General features: G+C 44.0%; 15 protein-coding genes and 3 tRNA genes. 12 read left to right on the top strand and 6 right to left on the bottom strand.

Translation table 11 applies throughout. The features are described from left to right. Positions 1-9 precede the first annotated feature (9 nt). Positions 10-1,746: a pseudouridine synthase gene (locus ACQY73_RS33150; RefSeq protein WP_428658798.1), complete on the bottom strand. Its 1,737-nt coding sequence runs from the start codon at positions 1,744-1,746 to the stop codon at positions 10-12. Positions 1,747-1,956: 210 nt separating this feature from the next. Here ACQY73_RS33150 and ACQY73_RS33145 point away from each other — a divergent pair, with 210 nt between their 5' ends. After that, positions 1,957-3,927 (top strand): acetoacetate--CoA ligase, encoded by a 1,971-nt coding sequence (locus tag ACQY73_RS33145; protein WP_428658795.1) that lies wholly within the window; start codon positions 1,957-1,959, stop codon positions 3,925-3,927. An 80-nt stretch (positions 3,928-4,007) separates the two neighbouring features. Here ACQY73_RS33145 and ACQY73_RS33140 read toward each other — a convergent pair whose 3' ends face one another. The 3 genes from ACQY73_RS33140 to ACQY73_RS33130 all read right to left on the bottom strand — a co-directional run bounded on the left by ACQY73_RS33140 (position 4,008) and on the right by ACQY73_RS33130 (position 5,777). Further along, positions 4,008-4,322 (bottom strand): DUF3817 domain-containing protein, encoded by a 315-nt coding sequence (locus ACQY73_RS33140; protein WP_428658793.1) that lies wholly within the window; start codon positions 4,320-4,322, stop codon positions 4,008-4,010. A 2-nt stretch (positions 4,323-4,324) separates the two neighbouring features. Then, positions 4,325-4,789 (bottom strand): hypothetical protein, encoded by a 465-nt coding sequence (locus tag ACQY73_RS33135; RefSeq protein ID WP_428658791.1) that lies wholly within the window; start codon positions 4,787-4,789, stop codon positions 4,325-4,327. Positions 4,790-4,862: 73 nt separating this feature from the next. Then, positions 4,863-5,777, bottom strand: coding sequence for an AraC family transcriptional regulator (locus ACQY73_RS33130; RefSeq protein ID WP_428658789.1), 915 nt, complete (start codon positions 5,775-5,777; stop codon positions 4,863-4,865). A 111-nt stretch (positions 5,778-5,888) separates the two neighbouring features. Here ACQY73_RS33130 and ACQY73_RS33125 point away from each other — a divergent pair, with 111 nt between their 5' ends. The 8 genes from ACQY73_RS33125 to ACQY73_RS33090 all read left to right on the top strand — a co-directional run bounded on the left by ACQY73_RS33125 (position 5,889) and on the right by ACQY73_RS33090 (position 10,794). Continuing rightward, on the top strand, positions 5,889-6,875 hold the full coding sequence (locus tag ACQY73_RS33125; protein ID WP_428658786.1) for a GlxA family transcriptional regulator: 987 nt from the start codon (positions 5,889-5,891) through the stop codon (positions 6,873-6,875). 211 nt (positions 6,876-7,086) lie between these two features. Further along, positions 7,087-8,220, top strand: a complete 1,134-nt coding sequence (hppD, locus tag ACQY73_RS33120) for a 4-hydroxyphenylpyruvate dioxygenase (RefSeq protein WP_428658784.1) — start codon at positions 7,087-7,089, stop codon at positions 8,218-8,220. A 30-nt stretch (positions 8,221-8,250) separates the two neighbouring features. Then, on the top strand, positions 8,251-8,979 hold the full coding sequence (phhA, locus tag ACQY73_RS33115) for a phenylalanine 4-monooxygenase (protein WP_428658781.1): 729 nt from the start codon (positions 8,251-8,253) through the stop codon (positions 8,977-8,979). 110 nt (positions 8,980-9,089) lie between these two features. Next, a tRNA-Ser gene (locus tag ACQY73_RS33110) sits at positions 9,090-9,176 on the top strand. A gap of 21 nt (positions 9,177-9,197) precedes the next feature. Continuing rightward, positions 9,198-9,272: transfer RNA gene (locus tag ACQY73_RS33105), tRNA-Pro, on the top strand. A 154-nt stretch (positions 9,273-9,426) separates the two neighbouring features. Further along, positions 9,427-9,804, top strand: a complete 378-nt coding sequence (locus ACQY73_RS33100) for an ISAon1 family transposase N-terminal region protein (RefSeq protein WP_428658778.1) — start codon at positions 9,427-9,429, stop codon at positions 9,802-9,804. Between the two features lie 10 nt (positions 9,805-9,814). After that, positions 9,815-10,597, top strand: coding sequence for an ISAon1 family transposase (locus tag ACQY73_RS33095; RefSeq protein WP_428668583.1), 783 nt, complete (start codon positions 9,815-9,817; stop codon positions 10,595-10,597). Positions 10,598-10,719: 122 nt separating this feature from the next. After that, the gene (locus ACQY73_RS33090) at positions 10,720-10,794 is read left to right on the top strand and encodes a hypothetical protein (protein ID WP_428668580.1); all 75 of its coding nucleotides are present in this window, start codon (positions 10,720-10,722) and stop codon (positions 10,792-10,794) included. Between the two features lie 180 nt (positions 10,795-10,974). Here the strand turns inward: ACQY73_RS33090 and ACQY73_RS33085 are convergent. Both ACQY73_RS33085 and elbB read right to left on the bottom strand, forming a co-directional pair. Continuing rightward, positions 10,975-11,058 (bottom strand) — tRNA-Leu (locus ACQY73_RS33085). A 54-nt stretch (positions 11,059-11,112) separates the two neighbouring features. Then, positions 11,113-11,796: an isoprenoid biosynthesis glyoxalase ElbB gene (gene elbB, locus ACQY73_RS33080; RefSeq protein ID WP_428658776.1), complete on the bottom strand. Its 684-nt coding sequence runs from the start codon at positions 11,794-11,796 to the stop codon at positions 11,113-11,115. A gap of 420 nt (positions 11,797-12,216) precedes the next feature. On the opposite strand from elbB, the gene ACQY73_RS33075 reads away from it, so the two are divergent. The 3 genes from ACQY73_RS33075 to ACQY73_RS33065 all read left to right on the top strand — a co-directional run bounded on the left by ACQY73_RS33075 (position 12,217) and on the right by ACQY73_RS33065 (position 16,434). Further along, positions 12,217-13,134 (top strand): LytTR family DNA-binding domain-containing protein, encoded by a 918-nt coding sequence (locus ACQY73_RS33075; RefSeq protein WP_428658773.1) that lies wholly within the window; start codon positions 12,217-12,219, stop codon positions 13,132-13,134. 112 nt (positions 13,135-13,246) lie between these two features. Then, a complete protein-coding gene (pafA, locus tag ACQY73_RS33070) occupies positions 13,247-14,890 on the top strand; it encodes an alkaline phosphatase PafA (RefSeq protein ID WP_428658770.1) in 1,644 nt (547 codons plus the stop codon). 137 nt (positions 14,891-15,027) lie between these two features. Next, positions 15,028-16,434, top strand: a complete 1,407-nt coding sequence (locus ACQY73_RS33065; RefSeq protein ID WP_428658767.1) for a tetratricopeptide repeat protein — start codon at positions 15,028-15,030, stop codon at positions 16,432-16,434. Positions 16,435-16,448 lie beyond the last annotated feature (14 nt).

Below are 16,448 nucleotides of genomic sequence, written 5' to 3'. Positions count from 1 at the left end.
CTGAATCGACTATAATTTATACCTCATTTTGACCACTTCGCGCTCGTTCAGGAAGCGCCATTTGCCGCGTGGAAGCTCTTTTTTGGTAAGACCTCCGTAAACGGTGCGATCAAGTTTAAGCACTTCGTATCCTAAACTTTCAAAAATACGACGTACGATACGGTTACGACCGCTATGAATCTCAATGCCAACGACCATCGCATCGGGCGTCACAATGGCCAGATCATCGGGTTTGATGGGGCCGTCTTCCAAGTCAAATCCTGCTTTGATCTTTTCAAAATCTTCGTTCGTGATGGGCTTATCCAACTCTACCTGATATATCTTTTGAATTTCGTTGGAAGGGTGCATCAGCTTTTCGGCCAATTCGCCGTCGTTGGTCAACAGCAAAAGCCCGGTGGTGTTTCGGTCCAAGCGACCTACAGGATACACACGTTCTTTACAGGCACCTGCAATCAGTTCCATCACGGTATGACGGCCTTCCGGATCGTCGGTGGTAGTGATGTAATCTTTAGGTTTGTTAACGAGGATATAGACCATTTTTTCGGGATTCAGGATACGGTTGCCGTATTTTACGATGTCACCCGGATTGACCTGATAGCCCATTTCAGTGATTACTTTGCTGTTGATGGTGATTTGACCCGATTCGATCAATCCATCGGCTTCACGGCGCGAACAAAGTCCGGCGTTGGCAATGTATTTGTTGAGGCGTATTTGACCATCGTCGTGTTTAGGCTGGTTTTTCTTCGCATAACGCTCTTCTGCCTGTTTGAAATCATAACGGGGAGCTTCCTTGAATTCACCTACACGACGTTGTTCTGCATCACGTGCTTGTTTCTCGTTGTCGTCCGTTTTCTCGTTGGTACGAGGACGTTTATCAGTTCTGTCAGAAGAGCGTTTTTCACGGTCAAACGAACGTGTATTATCACGATCTGTTTTTTCGAATGGTTTTTTGAAAGCAGTTCTTTCGCCGCGTTCCGGACGATCTCCACGCACGGGGCGGTCGTCACGTTTTTCGAATGGCTTATCGAAGCTGCGTTTTTCGCGGTCAAAAGGTCTTTCGCTGCGGTCATCCCGTCTTTCAAACGGTTTGTCGAAATTACGTTTTTCGCGATCAAATGGTTTTTTATCGTCTCCTGAGCCTCTTTCAAACGGTTTATCAAAATTCCGCTCGCCGCGAGGTTTGAAATCATCTTTTCTTTCGAATGGTTTTTTGAAAGCGGGTCTTTCGCCACGTTCCGGACGGTCACCACGTTTTTCAAACGGCTTGTCGAAACTGCGCTTCTCACGGTCAAAAGGTTTGTCACCACGTTTTTCGAATGGCTTGTCAAAGCTTCTTTCACCGCGAGGCTTGAAATCACCTTTGTTTTCGAAAGGTTTATCAAATGGTTTTTTAAATGCAGGTCTTTCGCCGCGCTCGGGGCGGTCGCTGCGTTTTTCGAATGGCTTATCGAAGCTGCGTTTCTCACGATCAAACGGTTTGTCACCACGTTTCTCAAATGGCTTGTCAAAACTTCTTTCGCTGCGCGGTTTGAATTCGCCTTTTTTGTCGAAGGGCTTGTCAAATGATTTTTTGAAAGCGGGCTTATCGCTGCTGCGTTTTTCACGGTCAAAAGGTTTGTCGAAGCTCTTTTCGCTTCTGCCGCGAGGGGCTTTTTTGTCGAATGGCTTGTCAGCCGAGGAAGTTGCGTCCTTTTTGTACTTGTTGTAAAAAGGCGTAGCGCCCGGTGTTTTGCTGTCTTTTTTCATTGGGCTTGCAGTATCACTACTGTAAATAATAAATTATGTAAACGATTATTTGGTAAATTCTGATTTTGACGAAATCGCCTGATAATCAGCTATGCAAAGTTACAAAATTTTGAGGGAAGATGTTTTTTTAGGATAAATATATCTCAAAAAAATGATTTTGGACGTTTAATCAAAAATCCATCCAATCCCGATAACTTTTATATTCTTGTGATGCTAGATCGTGCACCTGTTAAACCGCTTTGGACGCCCACACGTTCCTTCATGGAACAATCCAATCTCAAAAAGTTTCAAAACTGGCTATTTGTTAAAAAGGGATTGTACTTCAAAAACTATCACGACTTATGGGATTGGTCGGTTACTGATTTAGACGACTTTTGGGAAAGTGTTTGGCAGTTCTGCGAAGTTAAGTCGCACAGCATGTATTTTGAGGTGCTGATCGGTGGGAATAAAGATTTTATCGGAACACAATGGTTCAGAGGAGCTACGGTTAATTACGCCGAACATATTTTTCGTCATAAAACCCCTGCCCGCCCGGCCATTCTGTTTCAGAATGAGCGAGAACCGCTGCGTGAACTTTCCTGGCGGGAGTTGGAAAAACAGGTAGGTGCGGTGGCGGCGTATCTTCGTCATTCAGGCGTTGGAGTTGGCGATAGAGTGGTGGCTGTTTTGCCCAATGGCCCGCAGGCAGTGGTGGCTTTTTTGGCGACCAATTCGCTTGGCGCTGTTTGGTCGAGTTGTTCACCCGATTTTGGCACGTCCGGCATTCTGGACCGCTTTCAACAAATCGAACCAAAAGTATTGATTGCCGCCGATGGATATACGTATAATGGAAAGGCATTTGATAAACTGCCTGCCCTAAGGCAGCTCATCGGACAGTTGCCTACGCTCAAACGAACCGTTTTGGTGCCCTACCTGAACGCTGATGCGCAATTGCCCAAAACGGACAACTGGAAAGAGGTCCTGAAAACGCCTTTTACGTCGCTTGAGTTTACGTCCGTTCCATTTGACCACCCTTTGTGGGTCGTGTATTCTTCGGGCACGACGGGTAAGCCAAAGGCCATTACGCATAGCGTAGGCGGGTGTTTGTTGGAACACCTGAAAGCCCTTGTCATTCATCAAAACGTCAAGGCCGGCGACCGCTATTTCTGGTATTCAACCACGGGCTGGATGATGTGGAATTATTCCGTTGCGTCTATGCTGGCCGGCGCTACGTTGGTGATTTATGAAGGAGCCGTTCAGTTTCCTACTATGAACGTGTTGTGGGATCTGGCCGAAAAAGCTAAAATCAATCATTTTGGTGGTGGTGCGGCTTTCTATTTGGCTTGCATGAAAGACAATGTAAGTTTGCAAGGCTATAAATTCAACCACCTCCAAAGTATTGGCTCTACGGGCTCGCCTTTGCCTGCCGAAGGATTTGAATGGATATACCGGAATGTTAAGAAAGATGTCTGGCTGATTTCGCTCAGTGGCGGAACGGATATTTGCAGCGCCTTTGTGGGTGGTTGCCCTATGTTACCTGTTTATTCGGGCGAAATTCAGTGCCGTTTGCTGGGCTGCAAGTTGGAGGCATATGACGAAGCGGGCAATTCTGTTCGCAATGAACTTGGCGAAATGGTTATTACTCAACCAATGCCTTCCATGCCCATTTATTTTTGGAACGACAAAGACAATCAACGCTATCGGGCCAGTTACTTTGAAAATTATCCCGGCGTTTGGCGGCACGGCGATTGGATAAAGATCAATGAACGAGACAGCGTGATCATTTACGGGCGCTCGGATGCCACCCTCAACCGCGACGGCGTACGCATCGGCACCGGGGAGGTGTATAGTGCCGTCGAAAGCGTAGACGAAGTGACTGACAGTTTGATCGTTTGTTTGGAGCAGGGAGGAGGAAAATACTTTATGCCTTTGTTTGTGGTGCTTTCCAAAGGCCATGAATTGACGGACGAACTAAAGAAAAAGATCAGCCTGCAACTCCGCAGTCAATACAGCCCGCGCCACGTACCTGATGCTATTTATGAACTCCCCGAAGTGCCTTATACCATCAGCGGCAAGAAAATGGAAGCACCCGTCAAAAAGATATTAATGGGTACAGACCCCGCCAAAGCTGCCAGCCGCGATACAATGCGTAATCCTAAAGCATTGGATTTCTTCGTGCAGTTTGCCCACGTAAAAGTGTAAAATAGAACATTTTTGAGTATACCGATCATATGCCTCGCAGTTGTTTGACCCCATCCGGGGTCAAACTTGTTATTCGGATATTACGCTGTTGGATTTACTTTACTGAGAATTTTTCGGTCGATATAAAATGTACCGAACGGAATAAAGCAAGCCAACAGCACTTTCCAGGTAGTGGTTTTGAATTGCCATTTTTGCTCAATGCCTACACTGAGCGTGTTGAAGATGAAAAGCAGAAACAAGATACCGTGTACGGGGCCGATCACCTTGACCAAAACGGGATTGCCGTAAAAATGTTTAGCCGGTACGGCAATGCCTATCAAAACAAGTAGTGAAATTCCTTCAAGCAGACCGATGATCCTTAGGCGACCAACGGAGGTGTTGAGTAAATTTTTCATAGTTAAATGGCTCTGAAATAAGGTCGATTGGCGAAAGGGGAGAAAGGCCAGGGAACGGCAATGAAGATGATAAACAACGCAATTGAGAACCAAACCAGCATTGTCTTGAACTTCTCGCGGTCGGTTGGTTTACGTTTTGCCATTGCTGAACCGATGGTGATAATGACCACCGAAGTAAACATCAGTAAGATATGAACAATGGCGAAAAAAGCCATGTCAGTAATGTGAATGGCCTCTTTCGAATGACTGAAAAAATACGAAATGATAGGGCTGGTAAAGTACAGCGTAAAACCAAGCATAAGCTGAATGTGCGAAATAGTGGCAGTCCAATGACGAACAGCGTTATCAGTCTTTGTAAAATTTCCGCCCGAACTGTAGCCTTTATAGGCACGAAATATACCATACAGGAGGCCGGTCAATACAAGCCAACGGAACAATGAATGGAAAAAGAGAAGAAATGAATACATAGATAGATCGCCTTTTTGATGGTACAAAGGTCGGGGTAAGAAAAATAAGTGAGTAGGACAGATAACGTGAGTTTTAGGATTTTTCAATCATTCGTTGAAATTGAACAGGCGTCACACCTTCCTTCTTTTTGAAAAAACGACTGAAATACGAAGGGTCGGCAAAACCCACTTCCATTGCCACTTCCTGAATGGAATAGCTGCTTTGATACAGTAACACCTTCGCTTCCAAAATAATGGCTTCATCGATCCAGTCCGTGGGGGATTTTCCCGTAATAGCTTTGACAGATTTATTCAGGTGATTGGGCGTAATATGCAGCAACGAAGCGTAATCCGTGACCAGGTGCTTGATTTTGATCTCTGAAAAGAGCGCTTCCTTAAAACGATAGGTAATGTTGACGGCCCGGGACTGCGAGCTGTGAAAAACGGGCTTATAGACTCGATTCAACTCACAAAGCAGGGCAATAAAATAGGAAAGAATGATATCCGAATTTTTCAGGCCATTGGCCGAGTATTCGATAAATAATCTTTGAAAAAGAGGTAACGCAAACTCGGAGGCGAGGGGGTCTAAAGTGATACGAGGATTGCCCCAAACCCGTAAAAACTCGAAATCTTTAAGCAAATCATTTTTACCGAATTTCCCGATGATAACATCGTTGTGGAAATTGCACAGATAGCCCTTGTTGATGTCAAAATTACTGAAGGAAAATACCTGCCCCGCCGGCACCACCAGACATTCATCCTTGAAAATTTTATAGGTTTCGCTCCCAATAGTCATAATAGCTTCGCCTTCGGTGAGATAAATAAGGGTGTGGCCGGTAGCGCGCGTGGGCGGAATGGGCAGCTTCATCAGCCGAAGCATGTCTTCTACTTTTACGATAAAAAACTTTCCGTAATCGGTTTTCAGCAATGCGTCCAATTGCTGTTGAGAAGTCATGTACTTCTTCCGAAATGATTCGGTATCGTAGGTCTTTATGGACGTTTTTGACACAAGGCGATTCGTTAATAATTCACAAAAATAAGGTTTTTCAGGCAGTTCAACTACCAAATAATGCTTGGGCTGAGATTGGGTAAAATTGTATTTTTTTTGTATTTTTGAAGTATGAAAGTTATCTCCATTCTGGTTCCTGAAAGCGCCGTTTTGGCCAGTATAGCCGACCCTCGCTATATGTTTACGGCGGTCAATGATTTTCTTCAAAACGATGGAAAGCCGCCATTGTTTAAGGTTCAATTGGTCGGGCTCAGCAAAGAAGTCAAGCTGAGTGACGGTATGTTTTCGGTACATACGGATTTGCTTTTGGACGAGGTGGAGTACAGCGATCTTGTCATTGTGCCGGCCTTGAGCGGGAACCTGAAAAACGGTATTCGCATCAATGCCGAAATGTTGCCTTGGATCGTGGAGCAGTATGAAAATGGAGCCGAAGTAGCATCGCTGTGCATCGGAGCTTTTTTGCTTGCATCTACGGGTCTTTTGGATGGCAAAGCCTGCTCAACACATTGGCTGTATGTCAATGAATTTAAGACTATGTTTCCCGAAGTAAATGTGGTGGACGATAAGATCATCACAGAGCAAAACGGTATTTATTCCAGTGGTGGCGCTAATTCTTATTGGAATCTTCTGTTGCATATTGTAGAAAAATACACCGACCGCCGAACCGCCATTTTGGCTTCCAAGTTTTTTGCGATTGACATCGGTCGGAACAGCCAGTCTGATTTTGTGTTGTTTCAGGGACAAAAAGACCATGAAGACAAAGAGGTGAAGAAAGTGCAGGAATTCATCGAGAAAAACTTTATGGATAAACTGTCGGTGGAGCAATTATCGGATATGTTCGGCATGGGGCGTCGAAGCTTTGAACGTCGTTTTAAGAAATCAACCTGCAATACGGTGGTAGAATACATTCAGCGCGTTAAGATCGAAGCCGCCAAGCGTCAGTTGGAAATAGGCCGAAAAACGGTCAATGAAGTGATGTACGATGTTGGATACATTGATAATAAGGCCTTTAGAGACGTCTTCAAAAAGATAACAGGAATGTCACCCATCGACTACCGCAATAAATACAATAAAGAAGCCTTCGTGTACAAGTTTTGAGTGTATAGAACGCTGATTGTGATGATTTTTATGAAAAAATTATGTTTTGAGCATAACCAATCATAAAAATCATCACAATCAGTGTTCCAACTTTTCTTCCTAAATAATACACTGAATTTTCATGAAATATTGCAATTGTAAATAATTGTCACTAAAATTGTAAGTGAAATAATAATTAGTAAAACAATTATAGTTAAGCTAATATACGCTCATGGAAACACTCATCACAGATTTTGAGACTTCTTCAACAAATACCGCTGATTTTTTGCCGCTCAACGGCACCGACTATATAGAATTATACGTAGGAAATGCCCGACAGGCGGCGCACTATTTCCAAACGGCTTTTGGATTCCAGCCGCTGGCGCACGCAGGACTCGAAACAGGGCTTCACGACCGTGAATCGTACGTAGTTGTACAGGATAAAATACGACTGGTACTTACCTCTCCCTTAGTAGGCGATACATACATTGGGAAGCACATTGACACCCACGGTGACGGAGTAAAGGTAGTGGCGCTCTGGGTAGACGATGCCGCTTATTCTTTTGAACAAACCGTCAGTCGTGGCGCAAAGCCTTACTTTGAGCCTGTAATGGAGGAAGATACCTTCGGGAAAGTGGTGCGTTCGGGCATTCATGCTTACGGTGATACGGTACACGTTTTTGTGGAGCGCAAAGAGTACAAAGGGCTCTTCCTACCCGGTTTTAAACCTTGGAATCCTGCTTATCGCCCGTCAGATACAGGGCTGAAATTTGTTGACCATATGGTGGGAAACGTGGGTTGGAACGAAATGTTGCCTTGGGTTAATTTTTACGCCAACGTCATGGGATTCAATCAGTTGGTTTCTTTTGACGACAAGGATATTTCTACCGATTATACCGCCCTGATGAGCAAGGTAATGAGCAATGGAAACGGCCGGATCAAATTTCCCATTAACGAACCCGCCGAAGGCAAGAAAAAATCGCAGGTGGAAGAATATTTGGATTTTTACGGCGGGCCGGGAATCCAGCACATTGCTGTGGCAACGGACGATATTATTCATACTGTTACAGAGTTGCAAAATCGCGGCGTTGAGTTTTTACAAGTGCCGGGCACTTACTACGATGACTTATTGAGCAGAGTAGGACATATCGACGAAGACTTGGCACCATTGCGTGCGTTGGGCATTTTGGTCGACCGTGATGAGGAAGGGTATTTGCTGCAAATTTTCACCAAACCCATTATGCCGCGCCCTACGTTGTTTTTCGAAATTATTCAGCGCAAAGGCGCTAAATCGTTTGGGAAAGGAAACTTTAAAGCATTGTTTGAAGCCATCGAACGGGAGCAGGAGTTGCGCGGAACATTGTAGTCGGAGATCATACGTTCAATTACTTTAGCCATGAACCAATCCTATCAAAAATATACCGTCGCTGACCAACGAATGTGGCGGATGTTGTTCGAACGTCAGATGGCGCAACTACCTGCGATCGCAAGTCGTGCCTATTTGGAAGGAATTGACAAAGTAGGTTTTGTTGCCAATCATATTCCTGATTTCGACACTGAAACCAATTCTCGCCTGCGCACCCTGACGGGCTGGGCCGTGGAAGTCGTTCCCGGGCTGATTCCTCAGCAGGATTTTTTTGAATTTCTTTCCAATCGCAAATTTCCCGCTTCTACGTGGCTGCGCCAACCCGATCAATTGGAATATTTGGAAGAACCCGACATGTTTCACGATACGTTTGGGCACGTACCGCTGCTGACGAATCAGGCCTTTTGTGATTTTATCGGCGATTTGAGCCGCGTTGCGTTGCGATTTATTGACGTGCACGAGGCCATTGCCCAAATCGGACGTTTGTATTGGTACACCGTAGAATTCGGACTTATTAAAGAGGATGGGCAAACCAAAATTTACGGAGGAGGAATATTGTCGTCGGCGGGAGAGAGCGTGTATTGTTTGAGTGATGCAATTCCCAAATTTCCGTTTGATGTTCGTACACTTTTAAACACTCCGTACCACATTGATCGCTATCAGGATCATTATTTTGTGATTGATTCGTACGAGCAATTGTACCGCTCCGTCCCTGATATTGAGGAGATTCTATCGGAAACGTACTTGGTGGCAGGATAAAATATGAAGATTTTTGGCAAAATATTTGTTTAAAACTGCACTGAACCACTATATTTGCGGCTCAATAAACGAAACGGTCTATCAATTGTCAGTTTATTGTTCAGCCTCCCGGAGAGATGGGTGAGTGGCTGAAACCAGCAGTTTGCTAAACTGCCGTACTCGCAAGGGTACCGAGGGTTCGAATCCCTCTCCCTCCGCTTGCCTGCAAAGGCAGGAATCGGGATGTAGCGTAGTCCGGTCATCGCGCCTGGTTTGGGACCAGGAGGTCGCAAGTTCGAATCTTGCCATCCCGACTTAAAAGAGAAAGCCGCTGAATCATATGACTCAGCGGCTTTCTCTTTTAAGAAGAAATACAAAAAGATAATTCGGCATATCTTGGATCAAATCCAAAAGTTGTGGAGAGCGTGGATTTTTTTAGGTTTGTGCGTTTAATCAAACCAATCTGTTTTGGAAAGTTTTCTGCCTATCATTCAGTTTCTGTTGCCCGAGTTCATTTTAGAGAATTTCGAATTGACGACCATTGACCGCCAAGATGATATTTTCCACCTTCATCTAACGGAGAAAAATACCGACGATCAAGACCTTGAGCGGAAGAATTTGTTATCGAAAGGGTTCTTTCCTACCATTACAGTCCAAGATTTCCCCATCCGCGGGCATAAGGTCTTTTTGCACATTAAGCGCCGCAGATGGCTCACTACCCAAACAGGCAAAGTAGTTTACCGAGACTGGACAGAAGTAGGCAAAGGGACGCGAATGACAAGTGAATTTGCACGGTACGCCGCGCGGGCTTTTTTAAAAGAAATCAGTCGATACCAATCCGAATAGCGTCAGCACTATTGGAGGTTTCTATGGCGTCAATGGGCGAGCTTTGCTGCGTCACTATCGTGATTTTCAGAGTGGTTTTAAGAATTGGAATCAAAAAAGTCATGCTGAAAAATGGCTTCTATACCCTCAAAATTTGGGTGTCCACTTATCGATCGATGAGACAAGTCTCTGCAATGGAGAGTTTTATACAATCCTGACCAATAAATCAGCGAAGGGCTGCAAAGGCAGTATTGTAGCGATTGTAGCAGGGACAAAAGCGGAAGAAATAATCAAAGTTCTGCATAAAATCCCTGAACGTCATCGTAAAAAAGTAAAAGAGATAACCTTGGATATGGCCGGTAACATGGGACAAATTGCAAAGCGATGTTTCCCCCGGGCAGTTCGTGTGATTGACCGCTTCCATGTTCAAAAGCTGGCTGTCGAGGCTCTTCCGGAAGTGCGGATCAAACACAGGTGGGATGCCTTAGATGCTGAAAATGAAGCCATAGAGCAAGCTAAAGTTACACAAACTGAGTATGAGCCGGAAGTATTGTCCAATGGTGACACAGTTAAACAGCTATTAGCCCACAGTAGGTATGTGCTCTACAAAAAAGTCTCCGATTGGACAGAAAGTCAGAAGCAAAGAGCGGAGTTGCTTTTTGATCGTTATCCTGACTTGAAAAAAGCGTATGAGCTAACGATGGCTTTGGGACATATTTTTGAGCATACCAATGATAAACTGTATGGATTGGCACGACTGGCCAAATGGCATGATCGGATCGCTGAAGCGAAAGGTACGACAATCAGGATTTAAAGCCTTCAATACGGTGGCGCGTTCCATCCAAAATCATTACGAAACAATTCTAAACCGCGGCGGCGTACCGCTACTTTGATAACCGAAGTACGAATGCTTCGGCCGAATCTTTTAATGCCAAGATTAAAGCGTTCAGAAGTCAGTTCAGAGGGGTAAGAAACGTAGAATTCTTCCTGTATCGTTTAACTCAATTATAGGCTTAATCCAAGTTGCTCCACAACTTTTGGATTTGATCCCTAAGTTGCTCCACAAATTTTGTACTTGATCCAAATTCAGCTTGATCCACAACACCGCCTTCCCGAAACACGAAAAACCCGTTTCCATGCTGTTTGCAGCATAAAAACGGGTTTTTGTAAACCATTGTAAAATAAAACGGGTGACGAAGAAGAGACTCGAACTCTTACAGGCTAACGCCCACTACCCCCTCAAAGTAGCGTGTCTACCAATTCCACCACTTCGCCATTTCCTTTGTTTGGGGTTGCAAAAGTAGTCGTATGAAAATTAATTCGCAAGTATTAGGTCAAAGAAATTAACTTTTCTATCGCCTGCTTAATGTTCTCTCGTACTTCAATAATGCTTGCTTCCATCATGTAACAAGGCGCCGTAATGATTTTCAACTCTTCGTCTATTGCCACCTGCCGTACCGACGCCATTTCAGCAACCTGACCAATGGATTGCATCCCTGCAGAAATGGCCGCGATGTCGTATGGTGAAGCTTCATTTATTGTGCCTACACTCAAATGTGCGTGAAATTCTGTACCTTCCAATGCTTTTGCAATGGTAGTAGGGCTCATACACAAGCCGGCAATGGGTTTTCCTTGGCGTACTAACTCTATGATAAGTGTTTTGACTGACTCCAAAATAGGCCCTTCCGGGCCTTGAAATGCCCATTTGGTAATATTTTTAGCAGTTCCAAATCCACCGGGCATCACTAAACCATCCAATTCTGCAGCTTCAACGTCGGCAATGTCCCTGATCGTGCCACGAGTAATGCGCGCCGACTCAATCAGTATATTACGGGTTTCGGGCATTTCCTGCCCTGTGATGTGGTTTAGTACATGGTGCTGATTTACGTTGGGAGCAAAACAAACCGCTTCAGCACCAATCTCGGCAATTGCTAAAAGCGTAAATACTGATTCATGAATCTCAGAACCGTCAAAAACGCCATTTCCGTGCAATAAAACGCCTATTTTCTTCATAGTTAGTAAAGGAATATATCATTATTTTTCAAGTTCAAAGGTAAAATTAAGAATTCAAATGAAGAATAGTAACTGCTGAAAATACAAAATAGCTTTGAAAATTATATCCCTAATGCCAACGCCTGCATGGTGAGTAAGCTGCAATCAGGCAGTAAGCCTCTCAAAAAAACGAGTTGGATATTTTCGCAAAAAATTTATAAATGAATAGTCGTAAAAAGATAGTTAGTTGTAATGATTTCATAACTTTTGTGATAAATTGATCGGTTTGGAATGAAGGATAGTAAAGGTATCATTATCCCACGCGACTAAGCAAGCGGCATGACGTGCAGCAAGGGGCTTTTGCTACTGAAACGTAGAACACTTACAGGAGTTGTTTACTTATAAAATGCCCCTATTTTGCAATAATACAGCTTTTTTATTATGGACACCTCTACATTGATTCCAATTACCTTACGTGCCTATCAAAACCTGAAATACCTTTTGATATGCCTATTTGTCGGAGTACTGCTGCTTTGGTCAATGACCTTCTATTATGATTATCAAAGCGACCTTTCGATACTGCCGCAGTTCAGGATAATCAATGACTTCGGAGTATCTTTTTTCTACAGTTCTTTATTTGAAATTATCTCTTTCCTTATTTTTTTGAAAATAGCGCAGGAGTACCTGCGCCTTTTCCAAATGACCCACATCACGCTTACCTTCAAAGATGTTTCGCTGTATGAACTCTATTTTTTGCCTTGTATACTCATCTCCATTGTCATTTTTATACCCATCACTAATGCGCTGAGATATATCGCGCTCTCCTTCCCTGACTATTCGTGGGATGTCTATTTCCCGACCTATTTTTTTCAGCTGAGCATGGTTGAAAGTTATCTTCCTCTTTTCATCCTGTACGGTTATATTTACCTGAACGTCAATCTGTTTTTGGATTACAAAGAATGGCGAAAACAGCAGATATTTCTTCCGGATTCCCCTATTCCTACGCTCCGCTCCTACCCTAAAGCCATTGAAGCATGGGATGATCAGGGGGAAACCATTGTATCATTACAGGATATTATTTATTTTGAAGTTGAATCAAAAAACTATTTTGCCTATACCAAAGGGCGGACGTATAATATCCGTAAGAATCTCTCTGAACTGGAAAACGAGCTGAATCCTCAGCATTTTTTCCGAGTCAATCGGGCCGTCATTTTGAATCTCAGCTTTCTGAAAAATTACGCATTTTGGGAAAACGACAAATACATTGTCAGGCTTAATGACAGCAAAACGGAATTTGTCATGCAACGCTCAAGAGTAAAAGAACTGAAAGAACGCCTCTCGGGTAATTTTCCTGAATAAAAGGTTCTGTTGCTTACCAACTTCTAAATAATTGGATAGGGCATTTTTAAGTATTTGTAAAAACTTGCCGTAAATTCGTCCCGATTTTTTTCTACAAACTACACCTTACACAATGCACTATTTTAAACTAACATTGGCAATTTTGTGTACATCCACCCTTTTTGCCCAAACAAAAAAAACAACATCTACTACAGAATCGTTGGCTCGCCCTAAGCTTGTAGTAGGCGTGGTGGTAGACCAAATGCGTTACGATTATTGGTATCGTTATTATAATAAATACAGCGAAGGAGGCTTCAAACGCATGCTGCGCGAAGGCTTTAACTGCCGAAACCACCATTATCATTATGCGCTTACCGTGACCGCCGCCGGCCACGCTTCTGTTTATACCGGCTCAACACCGGCCATCCACGGGATCGTGGGCAACGACTGGTATGACCGCAAACTCGGCAAAGGCATGTATTGTGTAGCCGACAGCACGGTTCAATCTGTGGGCACAACCACTACTGCCGGTAAAATGTCGCCAAAGAATCTATTGGTCAGCACCATTACTGATCAGCTCCGCATCGGAACCAATTATCAGGGAAAAACAATTGGCGTAGCCATTAAAGATCGCGGGGCCATTCTTCCGGCCGGTCATACCGCCAACGGTGCGTATTGGTTTGACAGCAAAACCGGCAACTGGATCACAAGTACATTTTACATGAACGATCTGCCGCAGTGGGTTAAAGATTATAACGCCAAAAAGCGTCCGTCGGAGTTGATGAAGCAAAACTGGACTACGCTTCTTCCGCTTGACCAATACACCGAAAGTACCGCTGACGACCAACCTTACGAGGCAAAATTGGCAGGTGCTAAAAAATCGGTTTTCCCGTATGACTTGGCCGGCATAGCGGGCGATGCGTTCGGAATTTTGGCAAGTACTCCTCACGGAAACACCATCACGAAAGAGATTGCGCTTGAAGCCCTCAAACATGAGAACTTGGGCAAAGGTCCCGCAACTGATTTTTTAGCCATCAGCTTTTCTACCCCTGATTATGTAGGTCACGCATTTGGCCCTAATTCGGTAGAAGAAGAAGATATTTACCTGCGCCTTGACCGCGATTTTGCCGAAATCATGACCGCGCTCGACAACCAGGTAGGAAAAGGCAATTACCTGTTTTTTATCTCGGCCGATCACGCCGTGATGGATGTCGTAGACCTGTGGAAACAGCATCGTTTGCCGGCGGGCCGTCTTAACATTGGCCAAATGGTCACTGCGGCAAAAACGGCATTGAAAGAGAAATTCGGTGATGGAGATTATATTACTATCTCTGAAAATTATCAGTTATACCTCAATCATGCGACACTCGAAGCGAAAAAAATAGAAGTGGAAGATGTTTGCAAAGTGATTCGTAAAACACTTATTGATTATGACGGAATTGCCGATGTACTCAATCTCCATGATCTGGGTAATGCCAATATCAATGATTATTTGCTTACATTATATAAAAACGGTAATCACGCCAAGCGCAGCGGCGACATTCAGTTGGTGATGGAACCGGGATGGATGTCGGGCACCGTAACGGCTACTCATGGTGCACCGTACAATTATGACACCCACATTCCATTGTTGTTTTACGGATGGGGAATTACGCCCGGAGAAACGTTTAGCCGCACTGCCGTAGCTGATACTGCCCCTACCGTAGCTGCGCTGCTTAAAATTTTAGAGCCCAGCGGAAACATCGGCAAAGTAATTGAGGACGTTATGAAAAAATAAAACTTCTGACTATCAAAGACATCAATTCTCTATCAAATAGGTTACTGAATTTAGTTGCAGGATATTTTGTTAAAAATTTGACAACAAAAGAATTTTTCTTATCTTTCGAATAAGACCTTACCCAATATATTCAGGATATGCAACCAGAATTCGAGGAAAGACAACCGGATTGGCGGGACTCAGTGCAACGATTTGAGGTAATGCTAAAGAGCCATGAACGCCAATTTTTTGATTTAGATACCTATGAACACATCGTGGAGCATTACATTGGAGAAGGGAATTGGGAACGTGCCCTGCAAGCCTGTGAGTTTGGTCTTGAGCACTTCCCCTACTCGCTCGAATTAATGCTCGACAAGGCTCACCTTCTCGCTCAGAATCAACGGTTTGATGAGTCTATCAGCTTACTCGAAAGAGCGGCACTCTTTAATCCTCACGACTTAGATGTTCTGTTCATGCAGGGAGGGGTTTACAACATGATGGGCGAATATGAGCAGTCGGTAGAGGTGTATGAAAAGATGCTCAATTTCATTGAAGAGGACGAAAAAGACGATATTCTGTTTCAGATCGGGCAAGCTTACCAAAACGGCGGCAAGTACGAAGAAGCCATCGAATACTATAAAAAAGCACTCGAACAAAATCTTGAAAACGAGAATGCGCTTTATGAACTCGCTTTTTGTCTGGAGATCACCGGGCAAATGGAAAACAGCATCGACTATTACAATGAGCTGATCGACCGTGACCCTTATTCTTCCAATGCCTGGTACAATCTCGGCATTGTGTACAGTAAGCTTGGACGGTATGACGAAGCATTGCATGCGTATGATTATGCAACCGTTATCAAAGAGGATTTTGCATCAGCTTATTTCAACATGGCCAATGCCTACATGAATCTGGAACGGTATACCGAAGCCAAAGACGCTTATATACTCACGCTCAAGCACGAGAGCCCGTCGGCAGATCTTTATTGCCACATGGGAGCGAGTTATGAAAAGCTGAAGGATTTCGGAAAAGCGCTCGAAAATTACCGTGAAGCACTCAAGCTTGATAAAGAATGGGATGAAGCATGGTATGGCGTAGCGGTATGTTTGGCGGTAGAAGAAAAATGGATCGAATCACTTAATTGTATTCAGAAGGCCATTAAACTCAACGAGCATATTGCCGACTACTGGCTGATGTTGGCTGACTTAGAATACAAAATAGGTAATTTCATTTCCAGCAACGAAGCTTTTGAGAAAGCCGCCGAACTTGAACCTGATTTTGAAGATGTGTGGCTCAAATGGTCATTGGTATTATTTGATCAGGGCCAGTTTGACCGGGCTTACGAAATCATTCAGCAAGGCATCGACGATATTCCTGACAACGCAAGTTTGTATTATAGAGCCACTGCCTACCTTTTACACGCAGGCGATTATCGCGAAGCGATTCTGAATCTTGAAGTAGCACTTGCCTTGGATTATGAGGCTCACGAGCAGTTATATGATTTCTTTCCTGAATTGGAAAAGCAAAAAGCATTGTTCAAATTGATCGAACAGTACAAAAAATAGAAAAGGGGCTTAGG

The organism is Runella sp. (assembly GCF_965279615.1).
Classification (GTDB): domain Bacteria; phylum Bacteroidota; class Bacteroidia; order Cytophagales; family Spirosomataceae; genus Runella.
The sequence above is the reverse complement of the archived record's forward strand: the minus strand, read 5'-3'. Positions and strand labels throughout refer to the sequence as shown.

What these genes read in the sequence shown, in the direction of transcription:
- ACQY73_RS33150 (WP_428658798.1), bottom strand. Translation starts at nt 1,746, where the DNA reads ATGAAAAAAGACAGCAAAACACCGGGCGCTACGCCTTTTTACAACAAG.
- ACQY73_RS33145 (WP_428658795.1), top strand. Translation starts at nt 1,957, where the DNA reads ATGCTAGATCGTGCACCTGTTAAACCGCTTTGGACGCCCACACGTTCC.
- ACQY73_RS33140 (WP_428658793.1), bottom strand. Translation starts at nt 4,322, where the DNA reads ATGAAAAATTTACTCAACACCTCCGTTGGTCGCCTAAGGATCATCGGT.
- ACQY73_RS33135 (WP_428658791.1), bottom strand. Translation starts at nt 4,789, where the DNA reads ATGTATTCATTTCTTCTCTTTTTCCATTCATTGTTCCGTTGGCTTGTA.
- ACQY73_RS33125 (WP_428658786.1), top strand. Translation starts at nt 5,889, where the DNA reads ATGAAAGTTATCTCCATTCTGGTTCCTGAAAGCGCCGTTTTGGCCAGT.
- hppD (WP_428658784.1), top strand. Translation starts at nt 7,087, where the DNA reads ATGGAAACACTCATCACAGATTTTGAGACTTCTTCAACAAATACCGCT.
- phhA (WP_428658781.1), top strand. Translation starts at nt 8,251, where the DNA reads ATGAACCAATCCTATCAAAAATATACCGTCGCTGACCAACGAATGTGG.
- elbB (WP_428658776.1), bottom strand. Translation starts at nt 11,796, where the DNA reads ATGAAGAAAATAGGCGTTTTATTGCACGGAAATGGCGTTTTTGACGGT.
- ACQY73_RS33075 (WP_428658773.1), top strand. Translation starts at nt 12,217, where the DNA reads ATGGACACCTCTACATTGATTCCAATTACCTTACGTGCCTATCAAAAC.
- pafA (WP_428658770.1), top strand. Translation starts at nt 13,247, where the DNA reads ATGCACTATTTTAAACTAACATTGGCAATTTTGTGTACATCCACCCTT.
- ACQY73_RS33065 (WP_428658767.1), top strand. Translation starts at nt 15,028, where the DNA reads ATGCAACCAGAATTCGAGGAAAGACAACCGGATTGGCGGGACTCAGTG.